The 24,078-nt window shown below is 67.2% G+C and carries 19 protein-coding genes; 8 read left to right on the forward strand and 11 right to left on the reverse strand.

Annotated elements, in window-relative coordinates; translation table 11 throughout:
- Positions 1-42: 42 nt before the first annotated feature.
- From OHA70_RS34225 to OHA70_RS34235, 3 genes are all read left to right on the forward strand, one after another.
- Positions 43-966 carry a hypothetical protein gene (locus OHA70_RS34225; RefSeq protein WP_328324822.1) on the forward strand — a complete coding sequence of 308 codons (924 nt, stop codon included), beginning with the start codon at positions 43-45 and terminating at the stop codon, positions 964-966.
- 46 nt (positions 967-1,012) lie between these two features.
- On the forward strand, positions 1,013-1,606 hold the full coding sequence (locus OHA70_RS34230) for a hypothetical protein (protein WP_328324824.1): 594 nt from the start codon (positions 1,013-1,015) through the stop codon (positions 1,604-1,606).
- 64 nt (positions 1,607-1,670) lie between these two features.
- Positions 1,671-2,537 (forward strand): hypothetical protein, encoded by an 867-nt coding sequence (locus tag OHA70_RS34235; protein ID WP_328324826.1) that lies wholly within the window; start codon positions 1,671-1,673, stop codon positions 2,535-2,537.
- Between the two features lie 78 nt (positions 2,538-2,615).
- Here the strand turns inward: OHA70_RS34235 and OHA70_RS34240 are convergent, their stop codons facing one another.
- The 3 genes from OHA70_RS34240 to OHA70_RS34250 form a co-directional block, all read right to left on the reverse strand.
- A complete protein-coding gene (locus OHA70_RS34240) occupies positions 2,616-3,962 on the reverse strand; it encodes an FAD-dependent oxidoreductase (protein ID WP_328324827.1) in 1,347 nt (448 codons plus the stop codon).
- An 84-nt stretch (positions 3,963-4,046) separates the two neighbouring features.
- Positions 4,047-5,072: a LacI family DNA-binding transcriptional regulator gene (locus OHA70_RS34245; RefSeq protein ID WP_328324829.1), complete on the reverse strand. Its 1,026-nt coding sequence runs from the start codon at positions 5,070-5,072 to the stop codon at positions 4,047-4,049.
- Positions 5,073-5,079: 7 nt separating this feature from the next.
- Positions 5,080-7,746, reverse strand: coding sequence for a glycoside hydrolase family 2 protein (locus tag OHA70_RS34250; protein WP_328324831.1), 2,667 nt, complete (start codon positions 7,744-7,746; stop codon positions 5,080-5,082).
- A gap of 242 nt (positions 7,747-7,988) precedes the next feature.
- Between OHA70_RS34250 and OHA70_RS34255 the strand changes: the two genes are divergently transcribed.
- Entirely contained in the window at positions 7,989-9,161 is a 1,173-nt protein-coding gene (locus OHA70_RS34255) for an acyl-CoA dehydrogenase family protein (RefSeq protein ID WP_328324833.1), read from the forward strand.
- Positions 9,162-9,860: 699 nt separating this feature from the next.
- Here OHA70_RS34255 and OHA70_RS34260 read toward each other — a convergent pair.
- Together OHA70_RS34260 and OHA70_RS34265 are read right to left on the reverse strand one after the other, a co-directional pair.
- Entirely contained in the window at positions 9,861-12,383 is a 2,523-nt protein-coding gene (locus OHA70_RS34260) for a X2-like carbohydrate binding domain-containing protein (RefSeq protein WP_328324835.1), read from the reverse strand.
- A 158-nt stretch (positions 12,384-12,541) separates the two neighbouring features.
- Positions 12,542-13,279, reverse strand: a complete 738-nt coding sequence (locus tag OHA70_RS34265) for a lipoate--protein ligase family protein (RefSeq protein ID WP_328324837.1) — start codon at positions 13,277-13,279, stop codon at positions 12,542-12,544.
- A 27-nt stretch (positions 13,280-13,306) separates the two neighbouring features.
- On the opposite strand from OHA70_RS34265, the gene OHA70_RS34270 reads away from it, so the two are divergent.
- On the forward strand, positions 13,307-14,041 hold the full coding sequence (locus OHA70_RS34270) for an alpha/beta fold hydrolase (protein ID WP_328324839.1): 735 nt from the start codon (positions 13,307-13,309) through the stop codon (positions 14,039-14,041).
- A gap of 31 nt (positions 14,042-14,072) precedes the next feature.
- Entirely contained in the window at positions 14,073-14,498 is a 426-nt protein-coding gene (locus OHA70_RS34275) for a hypothetical protein (protein ID WP_328324841.1), read from the forward strand.
- Here the strand turns inward: OHA70_RS34275 and OHA70_RS34280 are convergent.
- Positions 14,495-15,475 (reverse strand): methyltransferase, encoded by a 981-nt coding sequence (locus OHA70_RS34280; RefSeq protein ID WP_328324843.1) that lies wholly within the window; start codon positions 15,473-15,475, stop codon positions 14,495-14,497. The genes OHA70_RS34275 and OHA70_RS34280 overlap by 4 nt on opposite strands.
- A 133-nt stretch (positions 15,476-15,608) precedes the next feature.
- Between OHA70_RS34280 and OHA70_RS34285 the strand changes: the two genes are divergently transcribed.
- Entirely contained in the window at positions 15,609-16,595 is a 987-nt protein-coding gene (locus tag OHA70_RS34285; RefSeq protein WP_328324846.1) for a hypothetical protein, read from the forward strand.
- On the opposite strand, the gene OHA70_RS34290 is transcribed toward OHA70_RS34285, so the two are convergent.
- The 3 genes from OHA70_RS34290 to OHA70_RS34300 form a co-directional block, all read right to left on the reverse strand.
- Complete coding sequence (locus OHA70_RS34290; protein WP_328324848.1) at positions 16,596-17,291, reverse strand: transglycosylase SLT domain-containing protein; 696 nt, start codon at positions 17,289-17,291, stop codon at positions 16,596-16,598.
- A gap of 73 nt (positions 17,292-17,364) precedes the next feature.
- Positions 17,365-17,601, reverse strand: a complete 237-nt coding sequence (locus OHA70_RS34295) for a hypothetical protein (protein WP_328324850.1) — start codon at positions 17,599-17,601, stop codon at positions 17,365-17,367.
- Positions 17,602-17,620: 19 nt separating this feature from the next.
- Positions 17,621-19,957 carry a chitobiase/beta-hexosaminidase C-terminal domain-containing protein gene (locus OHA70_RS34300; protein WP_328324852.1) on the reverse strand — a complete coding sequence of 779 codons (2,337 nt, stop codon included), beginning with the start codon at positions 19,955-19,957 and terminating at the stop codon, positions 17,621-17,623.
- Positions 19,958-20,173: 216 nt separating this feature from the next.
- Here OHA70_RS34300 and OHA70_RS34305 point away from each other — a divergent pair, with 216 nt between their 5' ends.
- Positions 20,174-22,393 (forward strand): NADP-dependent isocitrate dehydrogenase, encoded by a 2,220-nt coding sequence (locus tag OHA70_RS34305; protein WP_328324854.1) that lies wholly within the window; start codon positions 20,174-20,176, stop codon positions 22,391-22,393.
- Between the two features lie 46 nt (positions 22,394-22,439).
- On the opposite strand, the gene OHA70_RS34310 is transcribed toward OHA70_RS34305, so the two are convergent.
- Positions 22,440-23,012, reverse strand: a complete 573-nt coding sequence (locus OHA70_RS34310) for a GNAT family N-acetyltransferase (RefSeq protein WP_328324857.1) — start codon at positions 23,010-23,012, stop codon at positions 22,440-22,442.
- Positions 23,013-23,053: 41 nt separating this feature from the next.
- Positions 23,054-24,064 carry a hypothetical protein gene (locus OHA70_RS34315; RefSeq protein ID WP_328324859.1) on the reverse strand — a complete coding sequence of 337 codons (1,011 nt, stop codon included), beginning with the start codon at positions 24,062-24,064 and terminating at the stop codon, positions 23,054-23,056.
- Positions 24,065-24,078 lie beyond the last annotated feature (14 nt).

Genomic DNA, 24,078 nt, shown 5'->3' on the forward strand with positions numbered 1-24,078 from the left:
ACCGGTTGAGGAGCTCGGTCGTTCCCCTGGAAGGAGGCCGCGATGCGCGCCGGCCATCAGCAGTTCAGCGCTCTGCGGCGCTGGGCCTGGACGATCATCGGCAACCGCGCTGTCCGTGTCACCGCCCTGCTGGGCGCCGTCGGGCTGTCCTTATGGAACGTCGAGCGGGTTCCGCATACCGCGGTGCTACCGGCCATGATCGGGCTGCTGCCGTTCGCCATCGGCAAGTACGTCCTCTGCCCGCTCCGCTGGCACTCGCTGTCCACCAGCGGCCGATCGCGCTGCTGGCACCTGCGGGCCTATGCGGAGAGCGAGATCCTCGGCCTGATCTCCCCCTGGCACGCCGGCGCGGACCTGTGGCGGATCCACCGCCTGGAAGGGACCGGCGTACGCCGAGCGCCCGCGGTCGCCGAAGTCGCGCTCGACCGCTTCGTCGGTACGGTCGGGCTCTCCTGCGCCGTCGCGGTCTGTGGGGTGGCGTTCCCCCGGAAAGTACTGATCATCGCTCTGAGCGTGGCCGCTGTGGTCCTCGCGGTGGCGCTGATCGTGAATCGACGACATCCCGGACTGGCCGGCCGGTGGCCGTGGCCCACTCCGAAGGTGTTCGCGGGCGGCATCCTCTTGTCGGTCGGCTACCAGGCAACGATTCTCGGCCTGCTGATCGGTGCGCTGCATGCGGTCGGCGACTCGGTGTCGGCGTTCCAGTTGGCCGCCGTCTTCGGTGCCAGCCAACTCGCCGGTGCCTTGCCAGGCGTCCATGGCGCCAGCCCGCGTGAGGGTGCTCTGGTGGCCGGCCTCGCGTCGATCGGCGTACCGTGGACGGCCGCTTTCGGGGCGGTCGCTCTCACCGCGATTCTCTACTGGATCCCGGCCCTGCTCATCGGCGGTACTTTCCTCTTCCTGCGCTGGCGCGGCTGGTTCACCGATCCCGTACTCATGGCTCGCCCGGCCGATCAGGTCGCGTAGCACTGTTCGGTCGGGACCGAAGTACTCGAGTCGTACGGTGCTTCACGTGCTGACCGATCCGAGCTACCTCGTACCGACCACGCCGCCTGCCCCGACTGGGGTCGCCTGGTTGCGTTCATCCGTCGCGCGCTTCAGCAACGGCGCGACCCATGAACGCCGACGGGCACTCGCGGTGGCCGCGCTGGCTGAAATCGACCCATCCGAGCTGCGTGCTTTGGCAATCCGCCGAGGCACCGGCCCGGTCGAAGTACTGGCCGAAGCCCTCGGCCTCCCACCCACGATCGCCGACGACATCGCCGTGATCGCCAAGTCCTACCAACCGCACACCACGATCACCCCCGAGGCAGACCAGGCCGCGGCCCGCCTAGTACGCGTCCTCGGCTCCGACGACGAGCGAGCTGCGAACCTGATTGCCCTGCTGGTGCAGGCCTGTGACGCCACCAAAACTCTGGTCGAGAACACCCTCGCCGACCGCACCGACCCACCGGTGCCTCTCACCCGACGCGTTGCCCCCGACGGCACGACCGTGGAGATCGACCTGACCGAAACCCCCTTCGGTGCCGGCCCACACGCCTGCCCCGGACGCCTCCACGCGCTCGCGCTCGCCGACGGACTTGTGCAGGCCCGACGCGATCGATGAAACCGATCCGCGATGCTGTACGTCGTACCCGCCGTCAACGCCCAATGACACAGCGGAGGTAGCAATGAGTCACAAGATCAGCAGACGTCAGGCCCTGATGCTCGGTGGTGGAGCGCTCGCCGGCGCCGCGACCCTCGGCTCGGTGGCCGGGGCCGAGTCGGCTTCGGCAGCCAAGGGCCGACCCGATTCGGCGGCTAGGCCGCGACCGGCTCAGGCTGCGAGCGACTGGGTTCGGCTCCCGGTCATCACGGCCAACATCGGCCGCAAGAACCTCGGCGCGCGGGAGGCGGCGATCCGCGACGTGCGCAACGGCGATCCCGGCAACCGCCCGTTCGTCGGCTGGCAGGAGATCAGCGAGGGCGACAGCGGCGAGCCGGCGATCATCTCGCAGTACTTCGGCGACGCCTACCAGAACGCGTTCCTGCACCACGACACGTCGTACCGGGTGCCGATCTCCGTCCCGCAGCCGTGGACCGTCGTCAACTCGCAGGCGACCTTCGTGCACCCCGGCATCAGCGGAGTGACTCCCCCGCGATGGATCAACGAGGTCGCGGTCGAGCATCCGGCGTACCCGGGGCTGAAGTTCGTGATGATCAACTCGCACTACATCGCCGGCGCCTACAACGGCGGCCAGAACCCGAACCTGCGCGACGAATGGGACCTGCACAAGAAGACCCATCGCGAGCAGGTGATGGCGCACCACGATCGTGGCCACCTGGTGATCTGGACGGCCGACACCAACAACGCCAACTACGACCAGGCCACCGGTCAGCCCGACGAGCACAAGGTCTTTGCCAACGGCATCGACCGGATCGACTGGCTGCCCGGCGACGGCACCGTCCAGCTCGAACTGCTCACCGCCAAGACGATCCCGATGGCCGTCGACGGCCACGAGGCCCGCGAAGCCATCTTCCGGATCCGCCTCGCCTGAGCGTCACCGGGTGCAGGCGCGCGCCCCGATCACGCCTGCCGGCCGGCCGCCTCGATTACCTCGCGGCCGGCCGCCCGATCATGGCTGGCGCGTGGCTGCCTCGATCATCTCTTCGCGGGGTACGACCTTGATGCGTTCGCGGCCGTGGGGCTGGCCGAGGGACTGCTCGTGGGCGTCGAGGCGGGACCAGCCATCGGCGTCCACGACGGTCGCGCCGCGGTCGGCGAGGTGGGCCAGGATCGCGTCCGGGTCGGAGATCTCGGGCCGCGGCAGACCGTCGAGGTCGGCCAGCAGGCTGGCGATCGTCTCGGCCGCGTCCGACTTGGTGTGACCGATCAGCCCGATCGGGCCGCGCTTGATCCAGCCCGTGGTGTAGAGCCCGGTCAGCGGTACGTCGTCGATGTCGAGGACCCGGCCACGGTCGTTGACGATCACGCCGGCCTGGTGGTCGAACGGCACCCCCGGCAGATGCGAGGACAGGTATCCGACCGCGCGGTAAACGGCCTGCACCGGCGTATCGACGTACACGCCAGTGCCCTTCACCGTGCCATCACCCTGAAGCTCGGTCCGCTCGGTCCGCAGCCCCTCGACCCGATCGGTCCCGAGCACCTCGACAGGCGCCTGGCACAGGTGGATGTGGATTCGGTGCTCAGCTCCGGTCGGCTCGGCCTCGAGGTACTTCAGCAGCGTGTCGACCATCAGCCGCGTGCCCTTGTTGGAGTTGATCGCCTGCTGGCTCGCCTCGTCGATCTCGAAGCCCTCGGGGTGCACGATCACGTCGACGGCCGGCGAGTGCGAGAGTTCGCGCAGCTCCATCGGGGTGAACTTGATCTGCGCCGGACCGCGCCGGGCGAAGACGTGCACGTCGGTGGCCTGGTTGGCCTTCAGCCCCCGGTACACGTTGTCCGCGATCTCGGTGGTGAGCTGCTCGTCGGCCGGCTTGGCCAGCATCCGGGCGACGTCGAGCGCCACGTTGCCGGCGCCGAGGACCGCGACGTGGCGAGCCTCCAGCGGCCAGTCACGCGGTACGTCGGGATGGCCGGCGTACCAGCTGACGAAGTCGGCGGCGCCGTGGTTGCCCGGAAGATCGATGCCCGGGATGTCGAGCTCGCGGTCGGTGATCGCGCCGGTCGCGAAGATCACCGCGTCGTAGTGCCGGCGCAGGTCCTCGAGCTTCAGGTCGGCGCCGTACTCGACGTTGCCGAGGAACCTGATCCGGTCCCGGCCGACCACCCGGTGCAGCGCCTTGATGATCTCCTTGATCCGCGGATGATCCGGCGCGACGCCGTACCGGACCAGGCCGAACGGAGCGGGCAGCCGCTCGATCAGATCGACCGTGGCGGTCTCGTGTTCCTTGGTCAGGATGTCAGCCGCGTAGATTCCCGCAGGCCCGGCGCCGACGACGGCGACTCGGAGGTCTCTCACAGATCTCCCCAGTTCAGATTAGGCAAGCCTTACCTAACCATTCTAGGTTGCCCAGGGCCCGAATCCCAACTCTTGAGAGTTAATTCACAAGCAGCCGCAGGACCCTCGGAGAACCACTTCGAGAGGGAGCATCAGGTGGGGTTCCGCAGGCCGGACGCCACCGATCAACTGGAAGAGTCTCACGGTCGCGGCCCGGGCCAGTTCCTCGGCCGGGATGTGGACAGTGGTGATACCGGGAGTAGTCACTCGTGCTAAGCCGAAGTCGTCGAAGCCCACGATCGACACCTCCCCCGGTACGTCGAGACCGCCGTCCCGCAGCTCGGTCATCGCGCCGTACGCCATCTCATCGTTGGCCGCGAAGATCGCATCGAACCGCTTGCCCGAAGCAATGAGCTGCCGAGTCAGTGCCCGTCCCGACTCCTCGGTGAAGTCACCTGTCGACTCGCCCGCCGACTTGAGCCCCGCGGCCTTGAGCGCCTGGCGGAACCCTTCCTCTCGTTCGATCGTCACCTGATGCCCCGGCGGACCACCGAGATGCACCAGCCGACGCCGCTGGTGCGCGACGATCAGATGCTCGGTCACCTGCCGCGCCCCGTCCCGGTCATCGATGCCGACACTGACCGCCTCGGGCAACTGCGGAAACCGCCCCATCAGTACTACCGGAAGCCCCGACTCGACCAATGCGCTCAGATGTGGATCCTCGACCGTCGCCACGGTCACGATCGCGCCATCGGCAGCACGCGACCGGAGTACTCGGTCGTAGGCCGCGACGCTGTTGCCCTCGTCCTTGTTCGCCGAGATGATCACGTTCGCGTTGTGCTCGCCGCAGACGTCCGTGACCCCGACGAGCAGGTGCATGAAGTACGGATGGCCGAACGTGTGCGGGCCGGTGTCGGGAACGATCAGCGCGATCGATCCCGACGACTGCGATCGCAGCGCGCGAGCCGCGGAGTTGGTGACGTAACCGAGCTGCTGCGCAGCGGTCCGGACGCGCTCCTTGGTGCCGGCCGCGATCTCCGGGTGATCCGAGAGCGCCATCGAGACCGCGCTGCGGGACATGCCCACATGCGTCGCGACATCGATCAGGGTCACCCGGCGAGGTCTCTTCATGGCGTCGTCATGGCGTCAGGTAGCAGGACTTGACGACCTTGAAGGCGGGATCGTTGTCGAAGCCGCTGAAGGTCGAGTTGCAGGGCGCGCTGCCGGTGAAGGACTTGTAGACGAAGGAGCCGCGGCCGCCGTAGGCGACCGTGCGGAAGCCTGCGAACGTACAGACACCGTTCTCGGACGCGCAAGGTGCGCCGAAGCCGGTCGGGCCGCCGTTGCGCACGTAACAAGCCTTGGCCACGTTGGCGATCGGGTCACCTCCGAAGGTCGCGCTGGCGCAGGACGCGTTGCCGGCCAGGGCACTGTTATACCTGAACGCACCCTTCGCGCCGTACGCCACCACCGAGCCGCTCTCGACTGCGCAGGTGGCGCCTTCGTTGCCGCATTGGACCCAGGCCGAGCTCGGGCCCCCAGTCGGCGCGACATAGCAAGACTTGGCGACGCCGGCGAAGGGGTCCTGGAAGACGCCGTTCGTACAGGCGGTCGAGCCTTGAGCCGTCACGTAGTTGAACTGGCCGTTGTTGCCATAGGCAATTCTTGCCGGGCCGCCGGGGTTGCAGGTGCCGCCCTCGGTCGCGCATTGCGTCCAGCCTGTTGGGCCGCCTTGCGGCGCGACGTAGCAGGACTTGAGGATTCCGGGGGCTGGGTCGGTACCGCCGAACGCGGCGCCGTTGCATGCCGTAGTACTGGTTGCGGTTCTGTAGGAATAGTTGCCTGCGCCGTAGGCGACTCGGCGTGGGCCGGAGAACGAGCAGGTCTGGCCCTCGGCCGCGCAGCTGGTGTAGCCGGCGGGCAGTTCGTCGTAGACCGTCGCCGGGCTGCCGCCACCGCCGTTGTTCATCGTGCGTGACATGGCGATCAGGGCGAGGTTCGCTGCGCGGACCCGGGGCCAGTCGTACTTCGTCACTTGGCGGTCGTAGGTGTAGAAGCCGACCGGTTCGCCTTCGACGTCGCTGATCTCGGTGAAGACGCCGGCGCTGGTGCCCTTGGTCCGGATCAGGCCTTGCAACTTGGCCGCCATTCCGACGTACCGATCTGTCATCGCGGTACCGGACGTGAACAGCTCACCCCACCCGTAGTCGCCCCGCGGGCTGTACTCATGGCCGGGTGTCCGCAGTGCCAGCGAGCCGTACTCGCCGGTGACGGCGATCCTGGTCGTCGACGCGTGCCCGGAGTCGGGCCCGGGATAGTTGTGCTGGTCGTCGACCTGGCCGGCGCCCGTGTCGTTGTTCGCAGTGATGTTGTAGCCGGTCGACGCGTTGACCAGACGGGTCGGGTCGTAGGACTTGATCGAGTTGGAGATCCGTACCACGTCTGCCGGAGCCGGCTCGCCCCAGCCTTCGTTGTAGATCACGTACATGATCACGGACGGCGAGCTGCGGTGCTGGTCGACGATGTTGCGCATCTCCTGCTCCTGCTCGGCAAGCTGCGCCGGCGTGCGGGACGCGTAGTACTGCTGGGCGGGCACGTCCTGCCAGACCAGGAGACCGAGGCGGTCGGCCGCGTAGTACCAGCGCTGGGATTCGACCTTCATGTGCTTGCGCACCATGTTGAAGCCGAGCTCCTTCTGCTTCTCCAGGTCGAAGCTCAACGCAGCGTCGGTCGGTGGCGTCATGCCGCCGTCGGGCCAGTAGCCCTGGTCGAGAGTGCCGGCCTGGAAGACGAACTGGCCGTTGAGGGTCGGCATCAACCGGCCGTCGATGAGCTTGGTGCCGATCTCGCGCATGCCGAAGTAGTTCATCGTGGTGTCGACGGCCTGGCCGGCCGCGTTGCGGAGGGTGAGTCGGAGGTTGTAGAGGTACGGGTCTTCGGGCGTCCAGAGGCGTGGGTTCGGAACAGGGACGGAGAAGTCGGTACCTGGGTTGCCGGTCGCGGTGCCGACGACAGTTGAGCCGCTGAGCGCTTCGGCGTACACGGTGAAGCCGGTGGTGTTGCCGGACGTGAAGACGTGCGTGCGCAAGGTGCTGTTGGCCAGGTTGGGATAGGTATCGGCGCTGAAGATCGACGACACCGGAGTCGGCTCCAGCCAGACTGTTTGCCAGATGCCTGACGTCGGGGTGTAGAGCACGCCGCCGGGGTTGATGGACTGCTTGCCGAGCAGCGGACGGTCGGCGCCGCTGTCCGTGGGGTCGAAGACGCGGACGACCAGTTCGTTGCTGCCGCCGTTGAGTTGCGGCGTGATGTCGTACACGAAGGAGTCGTAGCCGCCGGTGTGCTCGCCGACCTGCTGGCCGTTGACCCAGACGGTGGTGCGCCAGTCGACGGCGCCGAAGTTGAGGTTCACCCGGCGGCCGTTCCAGCCGGCCGGGATGGTGAAGGCGCGGCGGTAGGTGAGGTAGTGGCGGTTGTCGTTGGCGGCGCGCATGATGCCGGACAGCGCCGTCTCGACCGCGAAGGGGACGTTCACTCGCTCGGGCAGGGTCGCCCCGAAGACCGGCGGGGTGTCGGTTGTGGACTGCTGCAGTTCCCATTCACCGTTGAGGTTTGCCCAATCGGGTCGGGTCATCTGCGGGCGCGGGTACTCCGGCAACGGAGTTCCGTTCAGCGCGGACGCGGTCCATGGAGTCGTCAGCGGTGGAGTCTTCGCCGGTACTGCGCCCGCGGGCGCCGGCGAGATTGCTGCCAACCCGGCGATCGCCAGCAGGAAATCCAGCAGCATTCGACCTGAACCACGCATGACGGCTCCTTCGGCTGGATTCCCTGAATCGATTCAGACCGTAGGTGCGGCTCGCCGGGCGGTCAAGATCAGCCGACCCCGATGTCCGGATCAGGCCACCGCTCAGCCAACGAAGCCGGATCCAGCGCGCCGAGCTTCACGTTTACCCGGGCGGGCAGGTGGAACTGGTGACGGAGGCGCCGACGCTGACGCCGGTCATCACCAAGTTCCTGTCGAGCTGAGTTCCTGGCTGAGGAGTGGATATGAGCACCGACCCGATCGACTTCTACCTGCTGGAGGCCCTGCTCGACGACGAGGATCGGCAGCTGCTGCACGCAGTACGGGACTTCGGCGACAAGCAGGTCGCGCCGATCATCAACGAGCACTGGTCGCGGGCGACGTTCCCGTTCGAGCTGCTGCCCGCGATCCGCGCGCTCGGCATCGCCGGTACGCCGTACCAGGGCTACGGCTGCCCAGGACGCAGCTTCCTGATGGACGGGCTGATCGCGATGGAGCTGGCCACCGCCGATCCGTCGATTGCGACCTTCTGCGGCGTCCACGGCGGCCTCGCGATGGGGTCGATCTACCTGTGTGGATCCGAGGAGCAGAAGCAACGGTGGCTACCGCGGATGGCGACCCTGGAGCTGATCGGCGCCTTCGGGCTGACCGAGCCGGGCGTCGGGTCCGGCGCGTCGGGCGGGCTGCAGACGACCGCGCGGCGCGACGGCGACAGCTGGGTGCTGAACGGCGAGAAGAAGTGGATCGGCAACGCGACCTTCGCCGACCTGACGGTGATCTGGGCCCGGGACGAGGCCGACGGTCAGGTCAAGGGCTTCGTGGTCGAGAAGGAGACGCCGGGCTTCAGCACCAGCAAGATCGAGGACAAGATGGCCTTGCGGGTGGTCCAGAACGCGCACATCACCCTCACCGACGCCCGCGTGCCGGAAGAGAACCGGCTGGCCAACGCCAACACCTTCCGGGACACCGCCAAGGTGCTGCTGATGACCCGGGCCGGCGTCGCCTGGATGGCCGTCGGGTGTGCCCGCGGCGCGTACCGTCAAGCCCTGGACTATGCGGGCCAGAGGCAACAGTTCGGGCAGCCGATCGCGTCGTTCCAGCTCGTCCAGGATCTACTCGTCAAGATGCTGGCCAACACAACGGCCTCCGCCACCCTGTGCACGCGGCTGTCCCAGCTCCAGGACGCCGGCCTCGCGTACGACGAACACGCCTCGCTCGCCAAGATGTTCTGCACCGTCCGGATGCGCGAAACCGTCGGCTACGCCCGTGAACTCCTGGGCGGCAACGGCATCCTGCTCGAACACAACGTCGGCCGGTTCGTCGCCGACGCCGAGGCGATCTACTCCTACGAAGGCACCCGGGAGATGAACACCCTGATCGTCGGCCGCGCGATCACCGGCCAGTCGGCCTTCGTCTAGGGCCCGTTGGGGGTGCTGTTGGTAGGGGGCTGTGGATCGCGTCGCCGGGCCTGCCGCCATCCGTCTTCCCCACCCAAGGGGCTGTGGATCGCGTCGCCGGGCTGCTTGAGTGTCCTAGTCGAGCCGGTGGGTATCAAGGGCGCTTCGCGTCCCTTCGGGATCGAACAAGTTCGACCCTTGACACTCACCACCACGACCAGGGAAAGACGCAGCTATCCCGGAGCCGCTGACAAGACCGGCAACAAATGACAGACCAACCAGACATTGCCCGGCGCACCCGTATTGCGGCCCGCGACGAGCACGGCCAGCCATGAGGCGTGGCCCATCACCGGCCGGCACCTTCGTGGGTCGCCTATGGCAGGTTTTGGGGCCGCTGGCGTCAAACATCACGCCAGCGGTACAAAAACCCGTCAGCGGACCCGCTCCTCGCTAGCGAAAGCCGCAGCTTCAGCGACTGACCTCCATGGGTCGCCGGCCGCCGGACAACCCGCCAGCAGACTTGGTCAACCTGCCGCGGAGCAAAAAACCCTTCAGGGTAAGGCGGTTGGGGAGGGAAATGCGCCGGATCGGGGGGAGGATCTTCCCCAGACCTGGGGAAGATCCTCCCCGAAACGGTTAAGTTGAGCGATCGGTGAGCGGCTGACGATCTCTGGCGGGGCACCTCTTGGGGCGGCCCGTTGCCGGGCCACCCCAAGTCAGTTACTTGGCGAGGGTGTAGCGGAGCATGTCGTTCCGCAGTACGTCGCCGGACACCTTCACGATGCGAAGGGTGTGGTTGCCGTTCGTCAGGCCGGCCTTGCTGAACACCTGCTGCTGGGTGAGCCGGGCATCGCCGTGCAGGTTGACCCGGGTGACGAGCTTGCCGTCGATGAAGACGTCGGCGTTGCCCTGGTCCGGAGCCAGCGCGGTGACCCAGTCGACGCTGACGCCCTTGAAGGCGAACTCGAAGGCCGCGCCGTCGGCGGTGGCCGCGTGCACGTCGTCGCGGTAGTCACCCTTGAAGCTGAAGTCCAGCTTCGTACTGCCGACCGGCTGGGCCGCGAGGTACGCCTTCTTGATCGTCACGACCTTGCCCGCGACGGTGTAGTCGGTGCCCTTGACCAGCACCTTGGTGCCGTTGGCAACCGAAAGCAGCTCGCCGGGATCGCGGGCGATCTCGGTGCTGACGTCGGCCTGGGCCTGCTTGTCGAAGGACGCCGTACCGGGGTTCAGCAGGCTCTCCTGCCGGATCACCAGCTTGTCGACGAGCATGAACTGGCCCGACTTCTTCACGCCGCGGATCGTGTGGCTGCCGTTCGGCAGATCCGAGATGCTGAACACCGTCTGCTGCGTCGATCGCGTGTCGGCGTGGGTGTCCACGGTCGCCTTCAGTGCGCCGTCGACGTAGATCTCGACCTCACCTTGGGACGGATCCTTCTCGGTGATGTAGTCGACGCCGTTGCCGACGAAGCTGTACGAGAACGCGTCGCCGTTGGCCTCGGTGTACTGGACGTCGTCCTGGTAGTCACCCAGTCCACGCCCGGTACTACGGCTCCACGAACCCGTGTAGACGATGCCCGAGTTGTCGTTGTTCAACTCGACGGTCCGGGTGCCACCGTTGCCCGCGACCGGCGGGGTCTGGGTGCCGGTGTCCGTCACGTCGACCGTCAGCGGCTCAGATACGGCCGGTACCTCGTTGTTGTTGTTCCGCGTCCAGACACCGTCGTACGCGACGCGCAGGTCGTCGTCGTTGACCCGGATCGCGGCCTTCTTCGCCGGCGTGACCTTGAACAGCCGAACGCCGTGCGGGGGTACGACTGCCGCGGTGTAGCTGCCGTTGTACTGACCCAGATCGCGGCGCGCCCACAGGTCGCGGACCGTCGCCGAGCCGTCCAGACCGAGGTCCGCGAAGTTCGCCGTCATGTTGGCCTCGGTGGTACCGAGGTTGAACAGCGCGACCGTGTACGAGCTGTCGGCGTTGAGCGAGTACCAGACCTGCTTGTTCGTCTTGGTCGACACGGGCTGCGCCGGACGTCCGGCCTGGTTGACCGCGATGACCTCGGGGTTCGTGAGCAGCTCGAGCCCGTACGAGTCCAGCTTGGTCATGTCGTTGCCGATGTAGAACGGTGCCGCCGAGACGGCCCACAGCGTGGCCGCGGTACGGCGCTCGTCCTTGGTCATCCCGTCCATCGTGCCGTTGCCGACATTCAGCGAGTCGAAGTCGTTCCAGCCACCAGGGCCAGCGTGCCGCCACCAGTCGGCGGCCTTCGGGAACAGCCGGTTGATGTTCGGCCAGGCCGTGAGTGCCTCACCAGGGCAGTAGCACTCGACGTCCCACTCGACCCGCCAGCCGTTCGCGACCGACTTCCAGTAGTCGGCGTAGTTGATGTCGAGCGCCCAGGACAGCTCCAGCCACATCTTGTGCCGGGCCAGCGCCTGCGACCAGCCCTTGACCTCTTCGCGAGCGTCGAGGGACAGGTCGTTCTTGCCCGAGCCCGGGGTGACGCTGTCGAACTTCAGCAGGTCGACGCCCCACGAGGCCATCAGGTCGACGATCGAGTCGATGTACTTCTGCGCGCACGGGTTGGCCATGTCGACGCGGTAGCCGAAGCCCCAGTAGTCGCCCTGCTGCAGCGGCTGCTTGGCCAGGTTGCCGGTCCGGCACTCGGGGGCGCCGTAGACGGGATAGTTGGCGTCCAGCACCGCCTTCGAGATCCCGGGGATGCTGTAGATGCCGACCTTCTGGCCGTTGTCGTGGATGTGCTTGATCAGCGCCGGCAGGCCGTGCGGGTACAGCTTGGCGCTCGGTACGGGCCGGCCGTACGCGTCGGTGCCGCTGTTCCAGGCCGCGTCGATGTTGATCCGGTTGTATCCGTACGGCTGCAGCTTCTTGTGCATCGCGTCCGACTGGGCGGTGAGCTGGGCCTCGTTGATCCAGTTGCTGCCGTCGTTGGAGTACACCTGCATGCTGTAGCTGCTCCAGCCCATGTAGGGCTTGGCCGCTTGCGCTCCCGCGGGCCCGAGTGACGGGCTCGCCGCGGTGATGACGTTCGCCGGCATCGAGATGCTGCCGGCCGTAGTACTGGTGGTGGTCTTGGTCTTGGCGTCCGCGGCACTCGGCGCGGGCTTGGCTCCGCCCGGCCCTTGAGCGGCGGAGGCGGTCAACCCGATCGGGACGACGGCGGCGACGAGAACCCCCGCGAGGATGCCTCGCCTCGTCTTGTTACGAAGGAACCTGGACATGAGCGATGACCTCTCTTTGTGGCTCGTTCAGCCCCCGGCGAGAACCACAGATCGGATAGGATATTGGAACCCTCATGCCTGTGGCAGGTGATGTCAAGATCCCAGAGGCAGGATTATTCACGCCGTTAAGTAATCGCTACCCGGGGAGCGGGATCCCGCTACGCCCGGTGGTCGGCGGACAGCGTCGCGGCCAGCTCGATGGTCGCGTCGTCGAGTTGAGCTGGTTCTTCCTGTACTCCGTACGCGGTGGTGACCTTTTGCTCGAAGGTGTCCGGGTCGAAGTTGGGTAGCTCTGATTTCAGCGAGCCGACCGAGGACGCGTCGAACGGGAGGTCGAGGTGGCGGTAGATGTCGCTGAGGAGTGGGCGGAGTTGGGTGTCGGCGCCGAGGATGACCAGGGCGCTGAAGAGCCAGGCGTTGCGGACTACGCGTTGGCCGGTGCCGACGAGCTTGACGACGCCGCGGGCGTTGACGCTGTGGGCGCCTGGGCAGTACTCCCCGGGTACCGCGCCGACGCGGGCGTCGATGCCGGAGTCGCGGAGGATGTCGGCGTACAGGTCACCGAAGTACTGGAATCTGCTCTCCAGGCCGTCCGGTGCGAGCGGCTCGTGCTTGACGTGGTCGATCACGAGAGCTTCCGGGGTGTACGCGACCGGGCGGCCGCCGACGGCCCGTACCAACGGTTCGAACCCGGCTGCGCGGGCGGATCGGACCGCCGCATCGAAGCCGGGGAGGCGCGTATCCCGGCGGCCGAACACCACGACGGGGGCTGTCGGGCGGTAGATCCGCAGCGCCTCGGTCAGGTCACCGGTGGATGCTCGCCGGACCATCGCATGAGCAACAGCCAACTCCATCGCCTCGTCGCCACCTGCCAACGCACCCGAGATGAGCCGCACGACGCCATCGTGCCATGGTTGGTTGCTGTGACGACCTATCGGGACCGGTATCCACTGTCAACGCGCGAGATCGACGGCGTCACCGTCCGGATCATCAGTCCGCCGCCTGGTGTCGAGCCGGCGTCCGGACTGCCCTGGGTGTGGCGGGCGGAGTTCCTTGGCGCTTTCGACGATGCCGACGTGGCGATGCTCGATGCGGGCTGGCATCTGGTTTATGTCGAGGTTCCCGATCGGTACGGCGATCCCGTTGCGATGGCCGCTTGGTGGTCGGCGTACCGGTTCCTGGTCGACGAGCTCGGCTTCGACCCGCGACCCGGCCTGATCGCGCTCAGCCGAGGCGGCCTCTATGCGATCTCCTGGGCAGCAGCCCATCCCGACTGCGTCAGCGCCATCTACCTCGACAACGCGGTCTGCGATCTCCGCAGCTGGCCCGGAGGCCTGGGCGACGCGCGCCCGGCCCCCACCGAGTGGCAACAAATGCTGAAGGTCTACGCGCTCGACCCGGCCGACCTCGACGGTGTCGCCGCGATCAGCCCGATCAGCAAACTCGCCCTGATCGCCGCCGCCCGCATCCCGCTCCTGGTCGCCTACGGAGACGCCGACCGTGCCGTACCGGCCAACGAAAACTCTGTCCCCCTCCTGGCGAACTACACCGGCCCGTCGCAGGTAGTCGTGCGTCCCGGCGCCGACCACCACCCCCACGGGATCGACCCGGCCACAGTCCGGACCTTCTTCATTTCCCACAAACAGCAACGCCATTAGGCGAACCGGGCCGACGGGCCCACTCTGAGGCATGAGCCACCTAGAAGTACTGAAGCCCGAAGAGTTGTCCACCCGCCGGCTGAACGTGCTGCGTGCCGGCTACGCGTTCATGGCGATCGGCCTGATCATCGTCAAATGGCCGGTCGTTCTCCAGGACGCCCGCTCTCTGCCCGTGATGGAAGGCGTCGTCGCCTGCCTGCTGACAGCGATGTCGCTGCTGGCGATCCTCGGCCTGCGCTACCCAGTCAAGCTGCTCCCGATCCTGGTGTTCGAGGTGCTCTGGAAACTCATCTGGCTCGCCGCGGTCGCCCTCCCCCACCTCATCGCCGGCGACGTGGATACGGAGACCGGCAGTGTCCTGTTCACCTGCTCCTTCATCGTCGTCATCATCGCCGTCATCCCGTGGCGATTCGTCTGGACGCAGTACGTCAAAGGCCCCGGCGCGGCCTGGCGCTAACGGGCCTCGACGATCGACATCCGGCTGGGGGTGTCGATGACGCGGGTCTGCCGCAGGCCGGCGGCGGTGAAGAGTTCCGCGTACTGGTCCGCGGTGCGTTCCCGGCCGCCGGGCATGACCAGCATGTTGATGTCGGAGAAGGCCGCCTGGGCCTCTTGGCCGGGGCGGTCGAGGATCGTTTCGATCACCAGGACCGCGCCGCCCGGGTTGAGGGAGCGGGCGCAGACGCGGAGGATGTCGACGCAGCGGTCGTCCGGCCAGTCGTGCAGGATCGACTTGAGCAGGTAGACGTCAGCGGGTGGCACTTCTTTGAAGAAGTCGCCGACGGCTGCCGACCACCTCGAGGTGACGGCAGGCGACACCGGCTCGGTGGCGACGACGTGTTCCTGGTCGAAGACCGTGCCGACCAGCTGGTCGTTGGCACTGAGTACTGCGTCCAGCACGATGCCCTTGCCGCCGCCGACGTCGACCACCGTACGGACGCCGGCGAAGTCGTAGGTCGCCGCGACCGCCGCCGCGATCTTCCAGCTGAGCGCGGTCATGTTGTCGTTGAAGATCTCGTTGTGCTCCGGCTGGTGCTGCCGATGCGTCCAGACGTCGACGCCGTGCAAGGCCTCGAAGGCGTTCTCACCGGTACGGACGCTGTGCCCGAGATGCCCCCAGGCCGCCCAGAGCGCGGGATCCTGCAGCGTCCGCGCGAGCGGCCGGAGGGTACCGGGGACGTCCGATCGCAGCATCTCGCCGAGCTCCGTGTTGCTGACGGCGCCGTCCTTCTCCGCGTAGACGCCGATCGCGACGAGCGCCTGCACCAGCCGCTCCAAGGTCTCCTCGTCCACCCCCGCCGTGGTCGCCAATTCGGCGACGGTCCGCGGCGTCTTCGCCAGTTCGTCCGACAGCCCGAGCTCTGCCGCGACGCTGAGCGCCGCGGAGAGCCGGTAGCCGGTGATCATCGATTCGAGCCCACCCCTGGTTTCCATGGATCCGATCATGCACCCAGAACGCCGCGACGGACTCGGCTCGGACGCGACTGCTTTTCGACAGCGCGTGTTCAGCCGGTAGTCGCTCGCTCACCGCAGACTCGGAGGGTTGCCCCCTTCGAGAGGACAGAAGATGAGCTGGCTTGGAAAAGCGCGCGCCGGGATCGTGGCCGTGGCGGTCGCGGGACTCGGGATCTCCGGTACTTCGTACAGCTGGGCCGCGACAACATGGCCGGGAGGCTCCGCCGTCACCACCGCCGACGCGAGCAACGTCTTCGGCAAGAACCTGAGCGGCCTGTCGTTCCAGAGCGCGAGCGTCTTGTGGGCTGTCGACAACGGCCCGGGCAAGGCGTACAAGCTCATTCCCAACGGCGTCACCTGGAAGCCGGACCCGGTGGGTGCGCGGACGCTGCACTACAGGAACGGCAAGGGCGACCCGGATGCCGAAGGTGTCGTCGTCTCGCCCGACGGTCTGGTAGCCGCGACCGAGCGGGACAACGACAACAATGACGACAGCCTGCTGAAGGTACTCCGCTTCGACGCCGGCTCCTCGTCGTCGACGCTCAACGCCAACGCCAACGCCGAGTGGAACCTCACCGCCGACCTGCCCGACGTCGACCCCAACGGCGGTCTCGAGGGCATCTCGTGGATCCCCGACTCGTTCCTCACCGCCCACGCCTTCCGTGACGAGCACACCGGCGCCGCCTACTCCCCCGCTAGCTATCCGGGCCACGGCAGCGGCCTGTACTTCGTCGGCCTCGAGGACAACGGCACGATCTACGCTTATGCGCTCAACCAGTCCAACAGCAGCTACACCCGGGTCGCCACGATCAGCAGTGGCTTCTCAGAGGTGATGGATCTCGAGTTCGACGGCGCGACCGGTCACTTGTGGGCAGTCTGCGACAACGGTTGCTCGGGGCAGACCAAGACGCTCGACGTCAACGCGCAGGGCAAGTTCGCGGTCACGGCGACGTACAGCCGGCCGTCCGGCATGTCCAACCTGAACAATGAGGGGTTCGCCATCTCACCGACCTGCTCCGGCGGCCACAAGGCGGTGCTGTGGTCCGACGACGACAACACGAGCAATCACGCGCTCCGCGCTGGCACCTTGAACTGCTAACTACTTGACGGCCTTCGCGGCTTTGTCCCAGTTCTCGTGCAGGTTGTCGAGGTACGACTGCGCTTGAGCACCCGGGGTGGCACCGGTCGCGAAGGCCCGCATATTCCCCGCACCCGTGTTGTAGCCCAGGGCAAGCAATTCGTCTTTGCTGAACTTGCTGGTACGCCGGTCCGGCAGTCGCCTGGCCAGGTCATGGAGATGCCAGGCGGCTGCCTCGATCGCAAGGTCGGGATGATCGGGCAGCTCTTCCCACTGCCGCTTACTGAACCGCCCACGCTTGGTGTCGTCGAAGGCCGCCCGATGCATGTTGGCGATCCCGAACGCGGAGTCTTCCTTGATGTGCTGCCAGGACCGCTCCAACTGCGGATCGTGCGGCTTGTACGCCTCGTTGTACAAGATTGCCATCAGCAACTGACTGCTGATCCCGGCCTTGCCCGCGTACTTCCGAACCGGTACCGCGAACTCCGCCGGATCGTAGTTGTTGAACCAGTCGTCCCGCTGCGCATTCGGGGCCGCCGCCGTCGGACTCGGCTTCTCCGTGGCAGTCGGCTTCGTCGGCTTCGTAGGCTGAGCCTGAGGCGTAGCCGACGTACTGGGCCGGGAAGCAGCCTCCGGGGAAGGCGAGTCTCCCCCACGCGCAGCCCACGCCGCGACGACCACCGCGCCCGCCACGAGCCACCACCAGCCCTTACTCACCCACGCCTCGCATCCCAGCAGCGTACTGGGCTAAGCCTTCTCCATCCCGAAGCGAGCCATCAACTCCCGTTCTTCATCGGGCGTCGGTGGCTCGCCGCGGTTCCAGAGGTCGTGCAGTTCGGCGAAGTAGGCGTCCATGGCCGGCGTTGGTATGGCGGTGGGGCGGAGGCCGGCGTCCGCCGACCGGCAGGGTGCGCTCCATCAGCGACAGGTCACCGTCGTCCTGGCCGGCCAGCGCCTTGAAGAACATCCGGCTTCCGCGAGCCGTGTACTCCTGCTCCGACTCGCCCGGACCCAGCATCCGCACCACCGTCACCACCCCTTTCGGCCTAGGGGTAGTTCACCACGTTGACCGGCACGGTGCCGGGCGGAGTGACTGCTCCGGTGTCGTTGATGACGTGGGTGATCACGCCCTGGTAGTTGAGGGAGACCGTGCAGAGGCTGTGGAAGCGGACATTGGCGTTGTTGGGTACCTCGAAGGCGTTGTAGGCGCTGACGGACGGGTTGACGTTGAAGAAGTTGTAGCTCCCCAGTCCCCAGGCCTCGTGCGAGGTGACGTTGTCGCCGACCTTGTACGCCGGATAGCCCGCCTTCCCGCCAGGCCGGTTCCAGCTCGCCTGGTTCGGTACGTCGTACGGCATCTCGTTCTGGAAGAAGATCGTCTTGCCGCCCTGCCCGTTCCAGATCACCTGGGACTTCTGGTAGTGCTCGACGAACAACCCGCTCGCCAGCACGTTGTTGCCGTTGACAAGCAATCCGGTGTCCGCGGTGGCCTGCGTCCAGCCCCAGGTGCCCGCGTTGCCGTGGTCGGCCCGCCAGGCCCAGATGTGGTCGATGATCACGTTGTTGCTGTTGACCACAAGGCTCGTGGTCGCGTGGCCGGCGATCGAGCCGCCGATCCGGAAGAACACGTCCTGCAGCGTGGTCGGGTTCGCCGCGTGACCAGCCGATGAGCCCGACGGCCCGACGGTCAGCAGCGCGGCGCTGTTCGTCGTACCGGCGTCGAACAGCAGGCCCTTGATCCGTACGCCGTCGACGTCCGCGACCTGCATCGCGTTCACGCCGCCGTCGGGGATCAGCGTCGGGTAACCGATGCCGAGGACAACAGTGTTGGCCCGCGTCACGTTGAGCGTCTGGTTGAGGTGGTAGACGCCCGGCGTGAAGAACAGGTTGCAGCCTGCCGCGAGGGCCGAGTTGATGGACGACGCGGTGTCGCCACCCTTGACCACGTAGAACTGGCTCATCGGGATCGACGTCCCCGGAGTCGAGCCGTTCGCCCAGCTGGCGCCCGAGGCGTTGGTCCGCAGCGACGGCGTGAACACCCGGTACTTCCCAGCGCCATCGATGTAGAGGTAGGGCACGTCCCGCGAGACCGGCGTGGTGGCGAGGGTCGTCTCGGGCGGGTTCGGGAAGGTGGTGGCGGGAGCGCCCGTAGTACCGGAGAACACCATGTTCCACACGCCGCCGGCCCAGCTGCCGAGGTTGCTGTCCCGTGTGTACCACTGCTGCTGCGAGATGGACGCCGTCTGGCCGGACACCTTCGTGTCGGCGATGTAGCCGCCGCTGGCGAAGCCATAGCTGGCCGGGTAGAGCTGCAGGTTGCCGCGGATGTCCATCCGGCGGAACGGCGCTGCCTGCGCGACCGCCCAGCGATCCGAGCCGCCGACCGGGTTCACGGCCATGTTCTCGGCGGACCGCCAGAAGTTCTGCAGGGCCACGCCCTGGTCGGAGGCGTTGAAGGCGTCGACCGTGATCGCGCCGTTGATGACCACGTCGCCGGGGTTCTGGCCGAGGCCGGCGACCGAGGTGTAGTAGCCGACGTCGTCGTGCACGCTGTACGCGCCGGGCTTGAACAGGTGCGCGACCCGGCGGTTGGCCATCTGCGCGGTCAGCGTGTCCTTCTGGTTGTTGAAGTCCGTGTCGAGCTGGGCCTGGATGGTCGCGGCCGACATGCCCGGGTCGAAGATGCGCGTGTTCGGGCCGAAGTTCGGTACGTCGGGCTGCGTCGTGCACCCGGTCGGTACCGAGCCGATCGTGTACGACGCGCTGCCGACGGCCGAGTTCGTCAGGCCCGACTTGAGGCCGATCGCGTTGATCGTCCGCGACGTGGGCACGCTGATCGGCCCGGAGTACAGGGTCGAGGACGCGGTCGGGGTGGAGCCGTCGACCGTGTAGCGGATCGTGGAGCCCGCGGTGGAGGTGGAGATCGTCACGGTCTGGGCGGAGGTGTAGTTGCCACCGGCCGGCGAGAAGGTCGGCGTCGCGACCGTCTGCGGCGGGGTCGTACCGCCGTGCGTGTAGCTGAAGTGCGGAGTGTCGTACTGCGGTCCGCTCTTCTCGTACGTGAACCAGTAGTCGATCACGCTGCCCGATGAAAGGCCGCCGACCGTCTTGCGCCAGGTGCCGCCGGACAGGTCCATCCGGAAGTTCTGCTGGCCCTGTCCGGTGACGATGTAGTGGACATCGACGTACAGGGCTGCCGTGGTCGGGGTGAACGCGATCTGGGCCTGCGTCGAGTTCAGCGAGGTAGCCGACTGGGTGTAGTCGTCGGCCGCCGTCGCTACGCCGCCCACCAGGAGGGTCGAGCAGACGGCCAGGACGAGCGCGACGATCGCCGCGCGCCAGCGCATACGGCGTCGGCGGGTTTGGACAGGGGTGGGTATCACGACTGCACCTCCGGGGCGGGAGAGGGAATTCCCGTGTGAGAGCGCTCACACGGACCTTGAAGGTAAACCGGATCGCCCGGTTGCGGAAGACCTCGGCGGCCATCGCCGTGAGCATCACCACTCCCCTCCGGCCGCGCCCGCTCCGGCGACTAAGGTGGGGTTGCCTCCCCGGGGTGGCCCGAGGAGCGACATCGACGGAGCAGAGGACAGACGCGAGTGACTGAGTCGACCATCATCTACACCCATACGGACGAGGCCCCGGCCCTGGCGACGTACTCGTTCCTGCCGGTGATCCAGGCGTACGCCGCACAGGCCGGTGTGGGCGTGGAGACCCGGGACATCTCGCTGGCCGGGCGGATCATCGCCGTCTTCGGCGACTACCTGACCGAAGACCAGCGGATCCCGGACGCGCTCGCCGAGCTCGGCGCGCTGACCAAGACGCCGGGCGCGAACATCATCAAGCTGCCGAACGTCTCCGCCTCGGCCCCCCAGCTCAAGGCCGCGATCGCCGAGCTGCAGTCGCAGGGCTACGCGCTGCCGGAGTACCCGGACGAGCCGAAGACCGACGAGGAGCGCGACATCCGCGCCCGCTACGACTCCACCAAGGGCTCGGCCGTGAACCCGGTCCTGCGCGAGGGCAACTCCGACCGCCGCGCACCCGCCTCGGTGAAGAAGTACGCGCAGACCCACCCGCACCGGATGGGCGCCTGGACCGCCGACTCGAAGACGAACGTCGCCACCATGGGCGCCGACGACTTCCGCTCGACCGAGACGTCGACGGTGATCGAGGCCGACGGCACGCTGCGGATCGAGTTCGCCGGCGCCGACGGGACGACCTCCGTACTGCGTGAGTCGATCCCCGTGCTGGCCGGCGAGGTCGTTGACTCGTCAGTGCTGCACGTCGCCGCGCTGGACGAGTTCCTGACCGCGCAGATCGCCCGCGCGAAGGCCGAGGGCGTGTTGTTCTCGGTGCACCTGAAGGCCACCATGATGAAGGTGTCCGACCCGATCGTGTTCGGCCACGTCGTCCGCGCCTTCTTCCCGAAGACCTTCGCGCAGTACGGCGAGACGCTGGCCGCGGCCGGCCTGTCCGCGAACGACGGACTCGGCGGGATCTACAACGGCCTGGCCGCGCTGGCCGACGGTGACGCGATCAAGGCGTCCTTCGACGCCGAGCTGGCCGACGGCCCGGCGCTCGCGATGGTCGACTCCGACAAGGGCATCACCAACCTGCACGTACCGTCCGACGTGATCGTCGACGCCTCGATGCCGGCCATGATCCGCAGCTCGGGCCACATGTGGGGCGCCGACGGCCAGGAGCACGACACCCTCGCGGTACTGCCGGACAGCAGCTACGCCGGGATCTACCAGGTCGTCCTCGACGACTGTCGCGCGCACGGCGCCTTCGACCCGTCGACGATGGGCTCGGTCCCGAACGTCGGCCTGATGGCGCAGAAGGCCGAGGAGTACGGCAGCCACGACAAGACCTTCGAGCTGGCCCAGGCCGGCACCGTCCGCGTGGTCGATGCCGACGGCAACGTAGTACTGGAGCAGGAAGTTGCCGCCGGCGACATCTTCCGTGCCTGCCAGACCAAGGACGCGCCGATCCGCGACTGGGTCAAGCTGGCCGTCACCCGCGCCCGCGCCACCGGCGACCCGGCGGTGTTCTGGCTGGACGACACTCGCGCGCACGACGCGAAGCTGATCACGAAGGTCACGTCGTACCTGACCGAGTACGACACCGAGGGCCTGGAGATCAAGATCCTGGCGCCGGTCGACGCGATCAAGTTCTCGCTCGAGCGGATCCGGCGTGGCGAGAACACCATCTCCGTCACCGGCAACGTGCTGCGCGACTACCTGACCGACCTGTTCCCGATCCTCGAGCTCGGTACCAGCGCGAAGATGCTCTCGGTCGTCCCGCTGATGGCCGGCGGCGGCCTGTTCGAGACCGGCGCGGGCGGCTCGGCGCCGAAGCACGTCCAGCAGCTGGTGAAGGAGAACTACCTGCGCTGGGACAGCCTCGGCGAGTTCTTCGCCCTGGCCGCGAGCTTCGAGCACCTGGCCCAGACCACCGGCAACGCGCGCGCCCAGGTCCTCGCCGACACCCTCGACCGCGCCACCGCGACCTTCCTCAACGAGGACAAGTCCCCCACCCGCCGAGTTGGCGGCATCGACAACCGCGGCAGCCACTTCTACCTGAGCCTGTACTGGGCCCAGGAACTGGCCGCCCAAACCGACGACGCCGACCTCGCCAAGGCCTTCACCCAAGCAGCCGAAACCCTGGCCACCAACGAGCAGACGATCGTCGACGAACTGATCGCCGTCCAGGGCTCCCCCGTCGACCTAGGCGGCTACTACCAGCCCGACCCGGCAAAGGCCGCAGCCATCATGCGCCCGTCGAAGACGTGGAACGACACCCTCGCAACACTCAGCTGAATCAACCTCAAAGAACGGCGTCCTTCGGGGCGCCGTTCTTTGCGTTTCACCGCAGGTCGAGCCGCATCAACACGCGGAGATGACCCGCCAACGTCGACTTCGTGTCCGCCACCTTCACAAAGCCCGCCCGCTCGAAGTTCTTCCGGATACCCGCGTACGCCATCGTCAGATCGACCTTCGCGTCACCGCTGTCCAACGGATAGGCCTCGACAACCGGTGCGCCGTTCACCCGAGCAAATTCAACAGCCCCATCGATCAGCACCCGCGACAACCCACCGCCACGATGCCCAGGCCGCACGCGGATGCACCAGAGCGACCACACGGGCAAGTCATCAACGTGCTGGATCCGCGTCGTCCGCGCGAACGACGTCTCCGACCGGGGCGCGATCGCCGCCCACCCAACCGGCTCGTCGCCGTCATACGCGATGACCCCAGGAGCAGGCGCCTTACGGCAGAGCTCAGCGACGTACTCCCCACGCTCCGGACCACGCAGCTGATTGTTCAGCTTCGACGGAATCCGGTGGCTCAAGCACCAGCACACCGTGGCGTCCGGCCGCCTCGGCCCGACCAGGGTCCGCACATCCTCAAAGACCGAAGCCGGCCGCACCTCGATACTCATCACTGCACGATGCCACAACCACCGGCTCAAGGAACCAACCCCTAGCGCCGCCGGAAAAGCTCCTGCGTGTACTTGGACGCCTGCATCCGCAACTGCGGCGGCGAGGTGCGAATCAGGTCAACAATGCCCTCTGCCGCAGATTCCGGAGCGGTTCTCTTCCGGGCCGCCGGCGCCTTCTTCGCCGCAGCCCCCTTCTTCGCCGCGGCTGCCTTCTTGGCCGGGGCCGCCTTCTTCGCCGCCGGGCGCTTGCGGGTCGGTGGCGTGACGGTCGACCCCGAACCGTCCTGCGCCGAGGTGAAGTACCGGGTCCGCAGCGTCGGAAGACTGAGGCTCTCCACGCTCGCCTGCCACCACTTGGCCGTCTGCCAGAACGCCTCCGGCGAGCTGGCGGCACTGTCCAGCCCAGGACACAGGTCGTACCCGGCCGCGCCGATCAGCGATTCGATCACCGCCGCGGACGGAATGCCGTGCCCACTCAGGATCGGGTTGCCCGCCGTACCGGCTCCCCACACGAACCCGAGCCACTCCAGGATCAGGCTCGGCACATCGACCGCGACGCGCTGCTCCGCGAACTGGCCGAGGATCGACTTCTGGTTCTCGAGATCGCCGAGCCACATGTCCGGTCCGACCGGGACCTTGATCAGGGCAACGTTCGGGTACTGCGCCGGATCGGCGTACCGGTCGAGCGTCGCGCCCTGGACACCGTTGAACATCGACGGCACCTGGAACCCTTCCTGCGGATCCAGCGACGTCTCCAGCAGCAGGCTGTCGCCGAGGGCCGGATCAACGGTGGAGATGAGCGCGGCATGCGACCAATGGCTCGGCGTCATGTCGTGCCGCAGATGTGACTGGGCAACTCTCAGCCGGAAGTCGTAGATGCTGGTACCGCCCACCAGCAGCAACCAGGTGGCTTCCGGCGGCTGGTCCGGGTCGTGGCCCAACTCGTCCAGTTGGCGTTGCACCCACTGAAGATTGTCCTCATCCACACCCCGGTCGGCCTGCTGGAACTGCTCCACCGGGTCGAGGGCTGAGGAGCCGCGAACTGTAAGCATCAGATCTCCTTGGC

Source organism: Kribbella sp. NBC_00382 (genome assembly GCF_036067295.1).
Lineage (GTDB): Bacteria > Actinomycetota > Actinomycetes > Propionibacteriales > Kribbellaceae > Kribbella.